Here is a 17,281-nt window from a genome sequence, read left to right on the forward strand (position 1 = left end):
CCAGTGGTTCCGCAGGGAACCAAGCCCTGCACGCCCTCTGTTAACTGAAACTCGAGCAGGCGCGTGTAGGCGCCGGCATCGAATCTCCCATCGGAGTCAAACGGTGTAACGAGCGCCGTCCAGGCGCCGCTCGGCTTGAACGATGGCTTCATAGTCACCTTCGCTCCCTTCTAGCGGCTCTGGTCCACACCCTGCAAGTCCGGAATCGTTCGCGCCCACGCCAACGGATCCCTGCCCCCGATCCAGTGTCCCCCCGAGACATCCCTGGCCTACGGAACGAGGATGCACAGCAACCTCGCACCGGGAGGTACAATGCACTGGCCGGCCGCGTCGAAATGGCCGCACAAGCTCCCCTCGGTTTCGCAGCAGCCGAGGGTCCCGTCGGGAGCACGAGGACATAGGCGCGAGACAAGCGAGGCGGACACGCAGCGGCCCCCGCCGATGTCTATGCCGCAGGCGTCGGTCCTTGGCAGACAGCAAGTCACGTGCGGCGGGTCCGACGGGGAGTGCCACGGAGGTTCGCAAGCCCCTGGAACGCAGCCGCCAATCAAACGGCCGTCGCAGTCGCGCCGGCGGGGCGAGCTTGGGTCGGGATGTGGCGGACAAACGAGGTTCTGATCGTCCCAAACACTGCAAACCTGATCGCTTGCGCAACAACCGAGCTTCCCTTGTGGCGCGGGACAGTCGGCGTCGAATTCGCCAAGCGACACGCAGCCGTTCTCGAACATCAGGCCGCAGCCACCATCGGATGTGCAGCAGCGCGGTCGCTTTCCGAGCTGCCCGGCCGGTGCTGCAAGGCACGCCTGACCGCCGCAGCTGAACGGCCGCGGCTGGCCCCCGCAATCGGTTGTGTGATCCGTTGGATCGAGCAAGCAGGTGCGGCCGTCAAGGGACGGCCAACCGCAATACCCGTCCGGTGTGCAGCAGCCTCCGGGACAATCCCTATGGAGCATGTCCGGTAGCATGCAACCGAGGGGTGAGTATGCCGGAGCCCTCCCGGGGCCGAGGCCATCCAAGACGCGCTTTGCGCCGCTGTGCTGCGCGTAGCTCAGGCCACAGACGGAAAGCCACAAGGACGTGCCCGGGTCGGACAAACAGCACGGCTCGGTTCCCTGCGGGGTCGCAGCACACGACGTGTTCTGGCACTGGTAGCGGCCATCGCACGCGCGGCTCTCAGGCAGAGCGGCCAGGTTCGCGAGCCGCGCCTGATTCGGCTTGGGGCCGGCGCATGAACCGCCTTTGGTAAGGTAGCCGCACTCGCCCGATTCCGTACAGCAGCCCGGGGCCGGACCATGAAACTGATCGCACCTGTCGGCCAGCTTCAAGCTTGGCTGGGTGCTGACTGCGGCTTCCGAACCACAACCAACACTTGCCAACACCGCGACAACCAACCAAATAGCAAAGGTCCCCGACCCGCGAATCCTTACCATCCACACCCCGCTTTGGATCTTGCTGAATCTAGCACATCGCAGTTTGAAGCACCAGCAGCTGCTTGATGGGACTATCGTGCGGAAAGCGAGTACCGCAATCGCAGCTCCCAACGCACTACGGCCGGCCGGCCGACGGCAGCGGTGCGGCTTTCCCGCATAGCCGGCCATAGAGGGCCGTGGCCGACCCCAGGAAGACGAGTCGCCCCGCAAATCGAAACCAGAGGTAGAGCTGGCCGACCACGAATGCGCCCAGGATCCCCAGGGTTGTGCTCTGGCCGGCGCCGGGCGCCAAGAGCAGGTAGAGCGCACTGACGGCGAGCAGCGCCGCTCCCAGTCCATAGTAGACCAACGCCACCTGACCTGCGTTTGCCACGACAAGCTGCATGGCACGGGCGAGCGCGCTGGATGGGCTGAGCTTGGGCTCCAGCACGACGACGATCTTGGCGTAGTCAAACAGGAGGTTGATGGCTGTGAGCAGTGCCACAACGCAGACGGCCGCGATCAGATGGTAGGTCAGCAGCGTGCGCTCCTGAGTAACATCGTGGCATGCACGCTCGATCCAGGGAAAAACGATCCAGGCGAGGCGATAGACGGCGAAATAGAGAAGCCCGGCGACCACGCTCAGTTGCAGGATGCGGGGAGACATGCGGACGCCCCGCAAGATGAGCCCGGCTGGACCGAGAACTTCCCCGGTTGCGTGCGAATCGGTGGCGGTCTCGAGTCCTTGCATGCCGGCGAGCCTTGCGATGATGCCGCCAAGCAAAAGCAGCCAAAGCACCGCGTGGGCGAGCGCGAGCGCGAGCAGGCTGAGATGCTGGCTGAAGAGCCCTCCGCTAAACCACAGCTCGAGGTTGTCCAGAACGGCTCCAGGCCCGACGATCGAAGGACGCAGCGTCGCCGCCAGCCCACCGGTCGCCTGCTCGTATTCGCTGTACCAGTCGAGGTCGAAGCCCTCGCGCAGGGTCTGGTGAAAGAGGCTCGGTCCGATCGAGTGCGAGACGTGTTGGCGTACGAGCCAGCCGGCCGGAAGAGCGAGCAAAAGGTTGGCGAGCCAGAGCGAGCTAACGAGCCCGGGTGCGCCGAGCGTGGATCGAACCCCGTCGTTGATACTTGCCCAAGCCTCCGTTTTCCTGCGCTCTATCATACAGTACAGTCCGCCATTTCAAACGACCAAATGTCGAACGAATAAGATGCTCTATCAAACAAAATAGCTGGTTCAAACAAAATAGCTGAATACGAGCAGGAAATCTTGAAGCCACAGCAGCCACTTCGAGGCCCACTTGGTCGCGGGCAACCCGGCCCTGGACACGAGCAGGCGGCTGTTGTTGCGGTAGTTGACATCCAAGAGCAGCACGCGCTCGGGATCCACCGCTGCGTAATCGAGCTTGGAGGGCCGCGTTTCCTCGAACATCACCCACCGATACTTGCCGTCCCACTTCTTGAGGAGCTTTTCCCCGTTGTCGAAAACCATGAGCACGTTGACGGGAAAGACCGCGCCACCCTTGCGGGCGACCACGACCCGGGTGCGGTAGTTGACGCCGGCCGCCCCGGAAGCGGCGCCGGGCTTGCCCGCCCGATAGCTCAGCTCGTCGTCTGGGCCAACCCAGCCTCGCGGGCGAATCGCCGTACTGGAGACGTAGCTTACGGCATAGTCGAAGGCATCGGAGCCGTAATACACCTGCTCGAAGAACCATCCGAGGTCCCGCCCCGAAACCTCGTTGGCGACGGCGAAGAAATCACGGGGGCGGGGATGCTTAAAGCGGTAGCGTTCGAAAAACGTAGACAGGATTCGCTGGAGCGTCTTCCAGCCGAGATAGCGTTCTAGCGTGGAGAGCCAAAGGGCGGTCTTGCCGTACGACAAACGGGCACCGGTCTTTGGAAAATACTGGAATGTCGGCCGGCTCTGCGCATCCGAGATCGCTGCGGAGCGGTAGCCTGGCAGTCCGTTCGCATGCACCATGCGGCTCAGGCGGATCTCCGGGAAAAGCAGGGGAAAGAAGCCGCCGCGGCGTGTCTTGGCCGGATTGAAGTAGCGCTTTACGTAGGCGCGCCTGCCGAACGCCACATCCATCACGCGCCCCGCAGAAAACGTGTTTATGCCCTCATCGATCCAGGCGTGCTCGAACTCGTTGTTTCCCACCAGCCCGTACCAGAACTGGTGGCCTGCTTCGTGCACCGTGACCCCTTCTGGCCTGCCGCCGCCCGGGGGGTTGAAGAGCCGCGTTCCCGCGGTGAACAGCGTCGGATACTCCATACCACCGGCACCAGCCCCGTAAGCCGGATCGATGATGGTCAGGTGACCGTACGGGTACGGCCCGTACCAGGTGCCGTAGAGCTTGAGCGTGGCCTTGGTGGCTGCGAGGTGTCTGGCGGCCTGAGCAAGGTGCTCCGGTTGCAGGAACAGCGATAGCTCCACCGGGGGCAAGCCCGGTTCGCTGAAGGTATCTTGTTTCGTTACGTAGTCAGGACTTGCAGTCCACGCGAAACCGTGCACGTCCGCTTGCTGGAAGCGATGCGTGACCATGCCGTCGCTCACCGGCGTCTTCGAGCGCCGGCGACCGGTTGCGGCGACCTTGAAGCGCTCCGGCAGCGTGATGCGAACATCGTAGTTACCGTAGTCGGAGAAGAACTCGGTCCCCGCATGATACTGATGGCAGTTCCATCCCTCGGGCTCGAACACGCCGAGCTTTGGAAACCAGTGGGCAATGAAGAAGAAGTCTCCCCGGAAACCGGTGCGAGCGAACGTACGAGGGATCTTCGCCCGCCAGGTCATCTCGAGTTGTACGCTTTGCCCGGGCTGCACCGGCGCGGGCAAGCTGAAGACCAGCACCGTGCGGTCGTTCGGGTTTCCGTCGTCGGGCGCGGCATAGCGTCGGCCGGCCATCAGGTCGGTCCGGACATGCTCCTGGACGAGCTGTGCGCTTTGCACCAGCAGATAGCTCCAGGCGTCCTTGCCCGGGATCTTGTGCTTGCCGTACTCGCTGCGTCCACGGATCTGATCCTCGCGCAACCACGTGCTCTCGCTGTTGCGCCAAGCGTTCCAATACAGGTGCAACCACAGCTCGTCGGTGGCCTTGTGCTGGGTATTGCGCCAGGTGACCGTCTGCTTGCCGGTGAGGATCTTGGCTCCAGGGTCGAGGGTGACCTCTATCGCGTAGTTCGCATTGCGCGGCGACAGCGCCCTGCCCTCGCCGGCTACGTCCTGGGCAGCCACCGTGCTGGAGGTAGCGCCAGCGGCCAGCGCGGCCAGTGCGATCCTGGCGAGCTTCCCCGGCGCCACCTGTCGCCCGACACGTCGCATAGGCTCAGTCCGCAGCCACCTCGAAGCGACCGTTCGCATCGGCAATGCCGCGATACATGCGCCCCGTACTGAAGACTGCAGCCGCCTCGCCGGTATGACTGACGCCGATGATTCCGCCGCTAGCCTCAGGCAGGCGCTTGAAGATCACCTCGCTGGCGGCATCGCGAAGCGACAACCCCCGATACGCTATCAGGGCCGACACTTCGTGGGCCACGCTGTGGCGAATGAACTCCTCACCATGGCCCGTCGCGGAGATCGCGCAGGTGGCGTTGTTCGCATAGGTGCCGGCCCCGATGATAGGCGAATCTCCGATGCGCCCGAACTTCTTGCCCGTCATGCCCCCCGTCGAGGTGGCAGCCGCAAGGTTGCCGTGCCGATCCAGTGCCGCTGCTCCCACGGTGCCGTGCTCGGAAGCCAGGTGCAGCTCGAGCTGCTCGCGCCGGCGCGGGCTGTCGAAGTAGTCCTGTGCAACGAGCTCGAGCCCCTGCTCGGCCGCGAACCGATCGGCCCCTGCGCCGCCAAGCAGCACATGCGGAGTCCTTTCCATCACCATGCGCGCCGCGGTGATGGGGTTCTTGACGGTCCGCACACCCGCCACCGCCCCGCAGCCAAGCGTCTTGCCCTCCATGATCGAGGCGTCGAGCTCGTGCTGGGCGTCGCGGTTGTACACTGCGCCCTTGCCCGCGTTGAACTCGGGACGATCCTCCATGTAGCGTACCGCCTTTTCGACCGCATCGAGGCTCGTACCGCCAGCTGCCAGGTGCTGCTGACCGATGCGCAGGGCAGCCCGCACCTGCTCGAGGTAGCGCTGCAGCCGCTCGTGGTCCGGTACGGCCGGCCTGGACCCGGCGCCGCCATGAACGACGATGACCCATGCTGGACGCGGACCCGGGGCCTGCTGGGGCCCGCTAGGGTCCGGCTCGCTATAGTGTGGCTGCGCGCTACCATGCGGCTGCGCGCTACCATGCGGCTGCCCGGAATGCGGCGAGGCTTGCAGCCGGCCGCGAGAAGGCTCCGCGGCGGCCGGCGCGCGGGTCCCGGAGCAACCCATGATGAAAAGCAGCGCTGCAGCGGTTCTTATCATGCTGGACCTCGCCTCCCCTACCTCGTTCCGCACCGAATCACCAGCCCTCACCAGCCCTCGGCGCACCGGCGGGGTGCCTGCGGGCGCATCACCGGGGTATGGCCGTGGGCCGGGCCGCGTGTGAGTCGCTGCACGCCGTGATTTTTCCCGGACGGCGGCAGGTCGGGTAGGCTTGAGACGGCCGTGAGCGAGCTCATCATCTTAAGGGACCTCGCTGTCATTTTCGGTGTGGGCGTGTGCGTGGTGGTACTGCTGCGCAAACTGGGGGTCCCAACCATCGCGGGCTTCATCGTAGCGGGTGTGCTGGTGGGCCCCCACACGCTCGGGCTGGTGGACGATGTCCACAAGGTAGAGGTTCTCGCCGAGGTCGGTGTCGCCCTGCTGCTCTTTGGCATCGGCCTGGAGATCGACCTGGCGCGGCTGCGGCAGCTGTGGCACCCGGTCATCCTCGGGGGCGCGCTGCAGATGAGCCTGTCCGTGAGCGCAGCCACGGTGATCGCCGTGCGCTACGGGCTTGCCGTCAACAGCGCGATCTTCGCGGGCTGCCTGATCGGCGTCTCGAGCACGGCCATCGTGCTCCGAGGTCTGGAAGCGCGCGGGGAGGCCGACGCACCCCACGGCCGCTTCACCCTGGGAATCCTGGTGTTTCAGGACCTGAGCGTCGTGCCGATGATGCTGGCCATCCCGCTGCTGGCAGGCGCGGAGTCCCCGGCGGGAACGATCCTGATGGCCCTGCTCAAGACGGTCGGCGTGCTGTGCGGCGTGTTGATCTCGGCCTGGTTCTTGGTGCCGCGCCTGCTTCACTGGATCGCCAATACGCGCCAGCGCGAGCTTTTCGTGCTGATGGTCTTCCTCGTTTCGATGGGCACGGCCTGGGTCGCCTCGGAGGCAGGCGTGTCCTTATCGCTCGGGGCGTTTCTCGCCGGCCTCGTGGTCGCCGGATCCGAGTACCGCCACCAGGCCATGGCCGACCTCATCCCGTTTCGCGAAGTGCTCACGAGCTTGTTCTTCGTGTCGATCGGGATGCTCTTCGACCCCGGCACCCTGTGGGAGCGTCCCGCAACGGTGCTGGGCCTGCTCTCGGCCATCGTCGCCGGAAAGTTCGTGGTCGTCTTCTTGACGGGAACGCTCATGCGCCTGGCGGTCCAGGTGAACGTGCTCGCCGGGCTCGCATTGTGCCAGGTGGGTGAGTTCTCCCTTGTCTTGCTGCACGCGGCCGAGGGCACCGGTCTGTTGGACGGCTCTCTGGCGGCGAACCTGCTTGCCGTCGCCATCCTCTCGATGCTCGTTACTCCCCTCGCCCTCGCCGCAGGTCCCCGGCTCGCGGCCGGGGCGGGCAAGCTTCGGGTGCTGTCGCGCCTGCTTGGCGTCCCCACTGCCGAAGAAGGCGCGACCCAAGACGGTGCGCGCTGGTCGGACCACGTGCTGATCGCCGGCTACGGCCTGACCGGCCAAGAGCTTGCCAAGTCGCTGCAGGAATGTCGAATACCCTTCGTCATCGCGGACGTGAATCCAAAGAACGTCCATCTCGCCAGGAGCCGCAACGAGCCAGCCTATTTCGGCGACGTTACCAGCGCCGAGGTGCTCGACTTTCTAGGTGCCAGTCGAGCGCGCGAAATCGTCCTGCTGGTCAACGACCCGGGGGCGGCTGAACGGGCCATAGCCGCCGTGCGCCAGGTGGCCCCGAAAGTCCATCTCGTGGTTCGGTCCCGCTACCTGGCCGACGTCAGACCGCTGCTTGCAGCCGGAGCAAGCGAGGTCATCGCCGCAGAGCTCGAGGCCGCAGTCGAGGTTGCCGCCCACATGCTCGGGCGCCACGGCGTACCCCTTGCGGACAAGGGGCGGCACCTTGGACGCATCCGGCAGCGCCGCGAGGAAGAGCCTGCCACCGACGCCCAGGCGGTGGTCCTCCCCTCTCGCCGTTGAGGCGAAACCAGCCCGCAGCCATCACCGGCTCAATCACGCGGAAACACGGGGAAGAGAGAGACGAATCTGCACGTCGGACCGCACCTTCAGGGTTCCCATCATGGCCTTGTAGGGGGTGATGCCGAAGTCCGGCTGATGCAGAGCCAGCGACAGCACCTGCCGGTCGCCCTGCAGCTCGGTCTTGACCTCGAGCTGCCTGCGCACGCCGTGCAGCTCGAGCTGCCCGCTCGCAGCATAGCCGCCGTCCTGCGAGCGCGACAGGGTGCTGGCCTCGAAACGGACTCGGGGGTGACGCCGCGCGTGCAGCACATCGTCGATGATGTTGCCGGCGATCTTCTCCTTGTCGCCCGGAGAAAGCGCGCGGCGATCTTCCGCGCCGTCACGCATCGCACACTCGACCCGCAGGGAACCGGCATCGAACTCGGCGGCGACGCAACCGGCGGCCTCGTCGACCTCGACGCGAAAGCGGGTCACGCGGATCTTCAGATCGTGCGCAATCTTCGATAAGAAGCCTTCCTTGAAGGTGTAGATCAGGCACTCGGCGTCGTGCTGGTCGTACTTGGACATGGGTCTTCCTCGGCGTTCCCACAACGGTTCATGGCTGTTCTGGCTCGACCGTTGCCGACAGGACCTCGTGACTCTCCGGCAGCTCGAGGTGGAACACCCCGCGTCCTTGGTCCGCTGACTCTCCACCGCACACCAAGGTCGGGTGCCGCCGTAACCGCTGTTCCACTTCGCCGGCCCGCTGCCGGCCGAGCCTGAGGTGAAGGCGTAACGGTGCGGCCAGGCGCCGGCTGCCACCGCTTGCCCGAAACCTGTAGCTGGCCACGAGCTCTATACTGTCGGATCGATCCCCGGGTCCACCTCGGGGGCTCGCCGGCCCCCCATGCACACTGTGCAGGTCGAGCAGCGAACAGGTACCCGCATAGGCTCCACCCGAGGAAGCGACAGCGGGCTGTTGCCTGGCACCGCACCCAAGCGCGCTAACCGCGGCCATGCTCGCAGCAGCGAGTCGATGGACCCAGGCTCGATACTCAAAGACTGGACGACTGGACATCGAGGGAGTCATTGCACCGATTCAACCATCACAATCCCTGGCAAGCGGTACGTGCCCTTTTGCGCACGCCCCGCTCGTGGAGCGAGCACTTGACCTGCAACGGCGTTCGAGCTAGCGGTCACGGCACAGGCAGCCGGAAACCAGATTCGCGTCTCGAAGACAGACCGAATTCCGTTGTGGGTGCCACATCACTTGGTGCGTGCACAGCTGCCATGGGCTGTGGGGCAGATCGTGATATACTGGATTATGTAGGTGGTGTATGCGAAAATCGTTGACCATTTCGAGCCTTTGTCTCCTCGTCGCCAGCTGCGGCGGGTCAGACGTCACCCCCGCGCCTAGATCCACCAATCCAGCGCCTGGGGCCGGCACCGGCGCGGGTGCCGGCGTGGGTACATCCGGCACCGGAACCGGCGCTACGGGTGGTATCGCAGGCGGCACGGGAACGGGTGCCGTCGCAGGCAGCGGCGTGGGTCTGGCCGGCACCGGCGTGGGCATGGCTGGCGCAGGCGGTATCGGCGCAGGCGGTATCGGTGCAGGCGGTATCGGTGCAGGCGGTATCGGTGCAGGCGGGGCGGGTGCCATGGGCCTTGGGGGCGTGGGCCCAGGCGCGGGCGGTATGGCCGGCCTCGGTGTTGGAGGCATGATGCCGCCGGTCGTTACGGGGCCTCCTGCCAGTGGCATCGAGCTCGTGAAACTGGACGCCAATCAGGCCGTAGGCGTTCCTCTCTTCAAGGGCGGCAGGCCCACGACCGCCAAGCAGCGTAAGGCCGTGATCGTCGGGGGCCGAGGCATGCTCATGCGCGCTTACTGGAAGCTGGGCCCCGGGTGGACCGCGCGCATGATCAAGGGCGTGCTCACCGTCCGATACCTGGACGGCAGCATGAAGCAGGTCGTCGACGACAAGCAGATCGCCGGCAAGGGCGATCCGAAGAAGATGGCGGGCGCCTTCAACTTTCGGCTCGAGAAGGCGGATGTTCGCGAGGGTATGGAAGTCCAGGTGGAGCTGTTCGAGGCGGGCCCGCCCATGGGTGCGCCGCCTCCCGTGCCCCCGAGGATTCCTGCAATCGGCACCCTGCCTGTGCCCGCCAAGGCCACGCCATCCCTGTTCGCAGGCGTGATGGTGCCCTTCCTGGGACTGAACGGAGAGACGCCGGCGCCTAGTGCCACCCCCGCGCAGCTCAAGAACCTCTCGGACTTCCTCTACGACATCTACCCGGTACAAGACGTCAAGCTGGAGGTGGTCGATCCGATTCGCCCGACGGAAATGCAGGGGATGGCTCCCTCGAGCTCGACCCAGCGTGCGCCCTACTGGTACGCCTTGCACAAGCTCTGCACCCAGATGGGTCGTGGGCCGGGAGTGCTTTACCAAGGCGTGGTGAACGCCAGCATCATGGGCATAGGCGTATCCGGATCCTCTCTCGGCCGGGGCGCGCCCATCGACCCCTCGCAGCCATGCCGGCGCAAGACGGTGATTGCGGTAAACTACTCGAGCGCCTCGCGTGGCATGTTTCCCAACCAGGTCGACGGCAAGCCGAGCACAACCGCTCACGAGTGGGGCCACAATCTGGGACGGCCGCATTCGCCCGGCTGCGGGGCCAGCAACACCGACACCATGTACCCGCACGGAGAAGGCTTGCTTGGCACCCAAGGGTTCCGAATGACGACGGAGGAGTTCTTCCACAGCCCGAAGCACAAGGACGTGATGACCTACTGCTACTGCACCACGCCGGACTGCGGAAGCACCCCGCGCTGGATCAGCGACTACGTGTACAACTCGATCTACCAGACGACAACCGAGCTAACCAAGTTCATAGGCACCACGCCAAAGCTCCACGGTCGCTCGGTCGTAGGCTTCATCGAGCCTGGTTTCAGCGGAATGTGGCTGAACAGCGCCGGACAGATGACCGACGACGACGACGTGCCCACGCCCACCCAGTACGCGGTGGTCTGGGTGCGCGGCCAGCCCAGCCCGCATCTGGCGGTGACGGTGGACGTGGACTCGGAAGGTCTTAGCTCACAGGTGAGCTTCAACCTGCCTCCGGGACCGACTCCCGATTACGCGGTGGTGGTCGTCGACGGCATCATGCGTCCGATCGACATGCGCTTCATCGACCGCGCCGACGCCAACTAGTACCTCGCCACGCCGTTGCCGGCGGGGCACTACAAGCCTGTTCACTAGGCGACGGGTGGGCATTGGGGCCCGTTGCCCATCCGGCCCATGGGCGTCCGCCGCTCTCGTGTGGCAGACTGAGCCTCCAATGAAGAATGGAGATCGGGGTGCCATGCGCAATCGCCTAGCTTGCTTGCTGTTCGCGTTGTTTGGTTGCTGGAGCTGTGGTGGTGACGACGGCTCCGGCGGTGGCGGAGCGGGCGGCGGCGCCCAGTGCGCGCAACTTCCGCCGCTGGCCATCCTGCAGCGAAACTGCCGGCGCTTGCAGGACGGTAGCCCCGAGGTCTGGGCCCGCTGCGTCGGAGGCCTGGCGCAAGACCACGGCAACGCCGTCGCAGTCGGAGCCGACGGTAGCATCTATATGGGATTTGGTGTGGGCGGACCGGACGCGCAGGACGCTGCCGTGCTCGCGAGCTGCTACGGCATAAGTGCTGCCGAGGTCGCCCAGGTCATGTTCGAGCAGACCCCCACCACCGCTGCCTCCCCAAGCGACCCTGGGATCGCCAAGTACAACAGCGCAGGAATCCTGGAGTGGGTGCGCACGGTCCCCGTGAATGGCCTGGGCGGGGAAGTGCTCTCGGTCGCCGCGCTCGGCGACCGAATCGTGATCGCCGGCGATTTTCACGGCACGGCCCAATTTGGTCCGGCGCAGACGCTGGGCTCCGAGTACACCGACTTGTTCGTGGCGGAGTACGACGCTCTGGGTACGTTGATCTGGGTCAAGTCCGCCAGCCTCATGCCCGATCCCGAACGCATGCTCACGCACGCGGAGGCGGAAAGCGTGGAGATCGATCCCCTCAGCGGAAACATCGTTGTCAGTGGCCAGTTCAGCGGCCTTCTTTCGTTCGCACCGGGCGTGCAGCTGCAAGCACAGGGTTCCACCGACCTGTTCCTGGCCGAGTACGATCCCACCGGCAACGTGCTGTGGGTAGATGAAGCCGGAGGCGACGGGGACGCATCCACGGGCAAGGACGTCACGATCGAGCCCGACGGCAGCGTGATGGTGATCGGAACGCTGGCGGGTGCCGGTGACGACCACCTGCTCGACAACCAGGGCAACCAGGTTGTGCTCCCGTCCTTTTCTGCCGGCGTTGGCTCGGACATGGTGCTGGCACACTACGACGCGGCAGGCGGCCTGCTGTGGGCTACCCATGCGGGGTACCCGAACCGCACCATGACAGGTACCGGGGTAAGTCACGACGCCAGCGGCAACGTCTACGTGACCGGGGCGTTTTCCGAGTGTGCGTTCTTCCCCCGCCAACCGCAGCTACCGGTACCGGCCAGCGTGCCGGTGAACATTGGCCCGCCCTTTGATCCCTCGTCCTCGTCACCGCCTCCCTGCCACGGCACGGGTGCATTCGAGGCCCTGACGGCGCCGGACGGCAACCTCGCCGAGCAGTACCTCGCAAAGTACTCCGAGCTGGGAGCGCTGCTCTGGGTCCAGGTCGCCGGCGGCCCGGGTTACGACGCTGGGGTCGCGGTGGAAGTATACCACCCGGCACCGGGCGCACCCGGCTTCGTCTATTTGGGTGGAACGATGCGGCAGTCGCTCGACTTCGGGCTACCGCCCAACCTTCAGAGCGCCTTCGCGATCGGCGAAAGTGCGCATAGCATCGCCAAGTTCGACCTCGAGGGGACGTTGCTGTGGGCTACCTCCGTGGGTGCGGATGGTGACAGCCAGCTGCACGACATCGCGCTCGACCCGCGAGACGGTGCGCCTGTTGGCGTAGGCGACTTCAACGGCTCGCTCCAGTACCCCTCGGGTGTGCTGCTGCAGTCGGTCCCCCCCGAAGTAATCCTCCGGGACGACATCGTGCTGTGGCGCCTGGGCCCCAACGGGCCGTAGTCGCCCCCTGGACGTCGCACCGCGCAAGCCCCCGTGAACGCACCTCTCTCGAGTTGGGCGCTTTTGGGGAACTCCTGGCGGTGGTCGAGCTGCAATGTGACGGCTCGGGCTCCGCAAGCGGCACAAGCATGCAGCGCTTTGTGCAGGATGCTGGTAGTGTCTCGGCGCAGCCATGGTCCACCGCAGTCCGCCACTCGTTCGCTGCCTTGCAATCGCGCCCACGCTGGTCGCCATCCTTACAGGCTCGGCCGCGGCCGACCCGCTCAAAGAGGCCGTGCAGCGGGAGCTGCCTGCGCTGGTGAGGGTCTACGAGCACCTGCATTCCCATCCCGAGCTCTCGTTCCAGGAGCGCCAGACCGCCGGCTACCTCGCTTCGGCACTGCGACGCATGGGCTTCACGGTTACCGAACGCATCGGTCGCTACCGGGACAAGAAGCTCACGTCGCACGGTTATGTGGCGATCCTGAACAACGGAAACGGCCCCACCGTACTGCTGCGCACGGACCTCGACGCGCTCCCGGTACAGGAAGAGACGGGCCTGCCCTATGCGAGCAAGGTCGAGGTGACCGACTCCGAGGGCAAGCGTGTGGGAGTGATGCACGCGTGTGGACACGACGTGCACATGACCGTGCAGCTTGGCGCGGCTAGGCTGCTGGCGCTGCGGCGTGACGAGTGGCAAGGCACGCTCATGCTGGTCGGCCAGCCCGCCGAAGAACGCGGGGCCGGCTCGCGCGCCATGCTCGACGCCGGGCTGTACCGTCGCTTTGGTCGCCCCGACTACGCCCTGGCGCTGCACGTGGCGGCCGATCTGCCGGCCGGGCAGATCGGTTATCGAGCAGGCTTCGCCCTGGCCAACGTGGACTCGGTCGATATCACGGTGCGCGGACGAGGCGGCCACGGGGCATATCCTCACATGACGCTGGACCCGGTGGTGATCGCCGCCCGGATCGTGGTTGCGCTGCAGACCCTGGCCAGCCGGGAGGTGGCGCCCATCGACCCGGCAGTGGTGACCGTGGGCTCGATCCATGGCGGCACAAAGCACAATGTGATCCCCGACGAGGTCAAGCTCCAGCTGACCGTGCGATCCTACAAAGAGCAGGTGCGCAAGCAGCTGCTCGACGGCATCCGGCGCATTTCGCGGGAAGTGGCACGTTCCGCGGGTGTAGCGGCCAAGCTGCTGCCCACGGTGAGGCTTCGCGACGAGTTCACACCCGCGACCTACAACGACCCCACCCTCGTGGATCGCCTGGTGCCGGTGCTAAGGGGCGTGCTCGGCGAGGATCGCGTCGTGCCCCGAGACCCGGTGCTGGGTGGGGAGGATTTCGGCCGCTTCGCCGACAAAGGCAAGATCCCGATCGCCATGTTCTGGCTCGGCGCGGTGGATTCCAAAGTTCATCGCAGGCACCAAAGAAAGGGGCGGCCGCTGCCGTCGCTGCACTCGAGCCTGTTCGCTCCAAAGCCCAGGCCGGCGATCGCCACCGGCATCATCGCCCTGGTTCAGTCGGTCATGGAGCTTGCGCCGGCACCGCGCCTGCAGTCGATCGAGCCGCTTCCATGAGGCTCCAGCCCGACGGGGCCACTGCCACGGCCCACAGGCCCTGACTGCTGATGCGCGGCCGCGCTCAATCTGTCGCCTTCGAGGCTTGCCATGAACAAGACGCTCCGAGCGCGAATCCAGGCCTGGATCGACGACGACCCCGACCCGGGCGCAGCCAGCGAGCTCCGGGCGCTCCTCGATGCGGGCGCCGAGACGGAGTTGTGCAGGCGCTTCCGGGCGCCGTTGAGCTTTGGCACGGCAGGGCTCAGGGCGCGCGGCGAGGCCGGCCTGAGCCGTATGAACCGTGCCGTGATGGCGAAAGTCGCCGCGGGCGTGTGTCGCGCCCTTGCTTCGCATGTGCCAAGAGCGCACGAGCGCGGCCTGTGCATCGGCTTTGACGGGCGGCGCCACAGCCGCGAGCTTGCCCTGGAGGCCACAACGGTCGCGCTCGGTGCCGGCTTTGTGGTGCACTGCTTCGAGCACTGTGTGCCGACGCCTGTGTTCGCCTACGCCGTACGCGTACTGGTTGCCGCCGGGGGCGTGCTTCTGACGGCCAGCCACAATTCGCGCGAGTACAGTGGCTGCAAGATCTACTGGGAGGGAGGCAGCCAGCTGGTGCCTCCGTGGGAAGAGCGCGTGGCGCAGGCGATCGACTGGAACGAGTCGGTGCGAAGCATGCCGCGGCTCGGGCGCGCCGGCGCCAAGACACGAGCGCTTTGGTCGAGTCAGGCCCGGCGCATCGAGGACGCGTACCTCGAGGACGTGACCCAGCTGCTGAGCCACCCGAGGCAGACGCGCGCCGTTCGCATCGCCTACACCGCCTTGCACGGCGTGGGCCAGCCTTGGATCAGTAGAGCCTTTGCCGAGGCGGGTTTCAACAACCTGTGGTGCGTGCCGGAGCAGGCCAAGCCCGACCCGGACTTCTCGACCCTGCGCGTACCCAACCCGGAGGACCCCAGCACCCTGAGCCTCGCGCTGGACCTGGCACGGGAGCACGCCGCCGACCTCGTGCTTGCCAACGACCCGGACGCCGATCGACTCGCCGCGGCGGCGCGCAACGCCGAGGGCGAGTATGCCGTGCTGACCGGAAACGACGTCGGAGCCCTCTTGGCCGACTATCTGCTCGAACAGGGGCCAGACGATGAGCGACGGGTGGTGCTTTCCACGGTCGTGAGCAGCCCGATGCTCGGCAGCATCGCTGCACGCCATGGCGTCCACTGGGAACGCACGCTCACCGGTTTCAAGTGGCTAGCCCAACGAGCCCAGCAGCTCACGGCCGCTGGAAAGCGCGTTGTGTTCGCTTTCGAGGAAGCGCTCGGGTACATGGCGAGCGGCTTGGCTTGGGAAAAAGACGGAATCAGTGCGGCGCTGCTGCTCGCTGAGCTTGCGGACGCGTGCAAGAGCAGGGGCCAGACGCTGCTCGATCGCATGCAGCAGCTTCAGGCCGAGCATGGCGTTTTCGCTACTGCCCAGCTCACCGTTCCTGTGCCGGGCGAAAACGCCGAGGAGTGTGCCGCTGGCATCTTTGCCGAGCTGCGTCGTGCACGCTTCAGTACGCTCGCTGGCTTCGAAGTCAAGGCGCTGATAGACGTCGAAGCAGGGGTTCGCCGCGAGCGAGGCGGCGCCCAGACCCCCCTGCCGCTGCCCCGGAGCCCGCTCATCATCGTCGAGCTGTCACGACGCAACCGTGTGATAGTACGGCCAAGCGGCACCGAGCCGAAGCTCAAGGTGTACCTCGAGGTCCATCAGCTGGTGGATGCCCATTCGGTGCAACGGACACAGGCCGAGGCCAAGCAGACGCTCGCAGACATGGGCGCGCAGGTCGGGGCCTGGCTCGACCGAGTGCGGGACTCCTACGATGCGGGCTAGTCCCGCTTGCCAGGGACCCGCAACGAAGTTCCGGATCAGCCCTAATACGGATTCTCTGGAATAGTGCGGCTGGGATCGGGCGCTGTGGAGGGGGAGGGCGAGGTTGTACCTATCTCGCTCGACATCGGGGGCGCGACCGCCTCCGCCGACGCTGCCACACCCCGAGGCGCGGGCGCCGCCGCGCCGCCGATCGGAGAGTGCTCGGTTTGGTCCGTGCCCTGACGCCCTCGTTTGGCCTTGCGCGACTTCGCTACCTCGCGGCGCGCTCTTCGTTCGTCCTCGAACGCTCCATCCCGAGAACGGACCGATGCAGGCGGGACCTCCCCGGCCTCCTGCGGCGAATCGCTGCCCTTTTCCTTTTCGGAATGCCCCAGTGCCACAGACGTCGAGGGTTGCGCAGCCGGATCATGCGCCGGCGCCCGCTCCGGGCTGGGCTCTGCGGGCTTTGCTTCCTCGACTGCGGCGGGCATGTCGACTTCGAAGGTCCGCTGCGCGCCCGACCGGGCGGGAGCCTTCCCCGGTAGATCTACCGCGATACCGGAATCCGGCGTCTCGGGCGGCCGCCCGGCAGGACGCGCGGGTGCGGATTGCTCGACCGATGGGCCGCCTCTTGACGATTCGCCGCTGTCGAGCCCAAAAAGCAGCAGGCCCACCAACAGCGACAGCACACCTGCCAGGACCCATACCCGACCAGCGCCGGATGGCTGCTCGCGGGAACGACGCCCAATGGGCTCGGCGACGGTCGGCTCGTCGAACTCCACCTCGTCGCCTGGCGAGCCTGGCCCTGTTTCGGCCGGCAGCGGGTACTGCACATAGCCCACCGTGTCGGTAGGCTTTGGCTTGACGAGCGCCTCGCCCTCGAAGTCAGCCACGATCACCGTGATATTGTCGTGCCCACCCGAGGCGTTCGCTTGGTCGATGAGCTTGCCGCAGCATTCCGAGGGATCGTCGACGGTCGTAATCGTCTGCGCGATCGCGTCGTCGTTCACTAGGCCACACAGGCCGTCAGAACAAAGAAGCAACCTGTCACCCCTGCGCAGCTCGGCGAAGGTGAGGTCGAC

The 17,281-nt window shown here is 66.0% G+C and carries 12 protein-coding genes; 5 read left to right on the plus strand and 7 right to left on the minus strand.

Features of this window, described 5'->3' with window-relative positions:
* The 4 genes from MJD61_15900 to MJD61_15915 form a co-directional block, all read right to left on the minus strand.
* Window positions 1-152: dihydrodipicolinate synthase family protein (locus MJD61_15900; GenBank protein MCG8556748.1), on the minus strand; the 152-nt coding region annotated here is incomplete at its 3' end.
* Window positions 153-1,545: 1,393 nt separating this feature from the next.
* Window positions 1,546-2,574 (minus strand): hypothetical protein, encoded by a 1,029-nt coding sequence (locus MJD61_15905; protein MCG8556749.1) that lies wholly within the window; start codon window positions 2,572-2,574, stop codon window positions 1,546-1,548.
* Between the two features lie 72 nt (window positions 2,575-2,646).
* Complete coding sequence (locus tag MJD61_15910; protein MCG8556750.1) at window positions 2,647-4,731, minus strand: M1 family metallopeptidase; 2,085 nt, start codon at window positions 4,729-4,731, stop codon at window positions 2,647-2,649.
* 4 nt (window positions 4,732-4,735) lie between these two features.
* Window positions 4,736-5,815 (minus strand): isoaspartyl peptidase/L-asparaginase, encoded by a 1,080-nt coding sequence (locus tag MJD61_15915; protein MCG8556751.1) that lies wholly within the window; start codon window positions 5,813-5,815, stop codon window positions 4,736-4,738.
* Between the two features lie 183 nt (window positions 5,816-5,998).
* On the opposite strand from MJD61_15915, the gene MJD61_15920 reads away from it, so the two are divergent.
* The gene (locus MJD61_15920; protein MCG8556752.1) at window positions 5,999-7,741 is read left to right on the plus strand and encodes a cation:proton antiporter; all 1,743 of its coding nucleotides are present in this window, start codon (window positions 5,999-6,001) and stop codon (window positions 7,739-7,741) included.
* A 33-nt stretch (window positions 7,742-7,774) separates the two neighbouring features.
* Here the strand turns inward: MJD61_15920 and MJD61_15925 are convergent, their stop codons facing one another.
* Window positions 7,775-8,308 (minus strand): YceI family protein, encoded by a 534-nt coding sequence (locus MJD61_15925; protein MCG8556753.1) that lies wholly within the window; start codon window positions 8,306-8,308, stop codon window positions 7,775-7,777.
* 28 nt (window positions 8,309-8,336) lie between these two features.
* The gene (locus MJD61_15930; GenBank protein MCG8556754.1) at window positions 8,337-8,798 is read right to left on the minus strand and encodes a hypothetical protein; all 462 of its coding nucleotides are present in this window, start codon (window positions 8,796-8,798) and stop codon (window positions 8,337-8,339) included.
* Window positions 8,799-9,183: 385 nt separating this feature from the next.
* Between MJD61_15930 and MJD61_15935 the strand changes: the two genes are divergently transcribed.
* From MJD61_15935 to MJD61_15950, 4 genes are all read left to right on the plus strand, one after another.
* Entirely contained in the window at window positions 9,184-10,929 is a 1,746-nt protein-coding gene (locus MJD61_15935; GenBank protein MCG8556755.1) for a hypothetical protein, read from the plus strand.
* A 151-nt stretch (window positions 10,930-11,080) separates the two neighbouring features.
* On the plus strand, window positions 11,081-12,814 hold the full coding sequence (locus tag MJD61_15940; protein ID MCG8556756.1) for an SBBP repeat-containing protein: 1,734 nt from the start codon (window positions 11,081-11,083) through the stop codon (window positions 12,812-12,814).
* 172 nt (window positions 12,815-12,986) lie between these two features.
* Window positions 12,987-14,372, plus strand: coding sequence for an amidohydrolase (locus MJD61_15945; protein MCG8556757.1), 1,386 nt, complete (start codon window positions 12,987-12,989; stop codon window positions 14,370-14,372).
* Between the two features lie 90 nt (window positions 14,373-14,462).
* Complete coding sequence (locus MJD61_15950) at window positions 14,463-16,220, plus strand: phospho-sugar mutase (GenBank protein ID MCG8556758.1); 1,758 nt, start codon at window positions 14,463-14,465, stop codon at window positions 16,218-16,220.
* A gap of 41 nt (window positions 16,221-16,261) precedes the next feature.
* On the opposite strand, the gene MJD61_15955 is transcribed toward MJD61_15950, so the two are convergent.
* On the minus strand, window positions 16,262-17,281 hold a 1,020-nt coding region (locus MJD61_15955; GenBank protein ID MCG8556759.1), incomplete at its 5' end, for a hypothetical protein.

This window comes from Pseudomonadota bacterium, from assembly GCA_022361155.1.
Taxonomy (GTDB): domain Bacteria; phylum Myxococcota_A; class Polyangia; order Polyangiales; family JAKSBK01; genus JAKSBK01.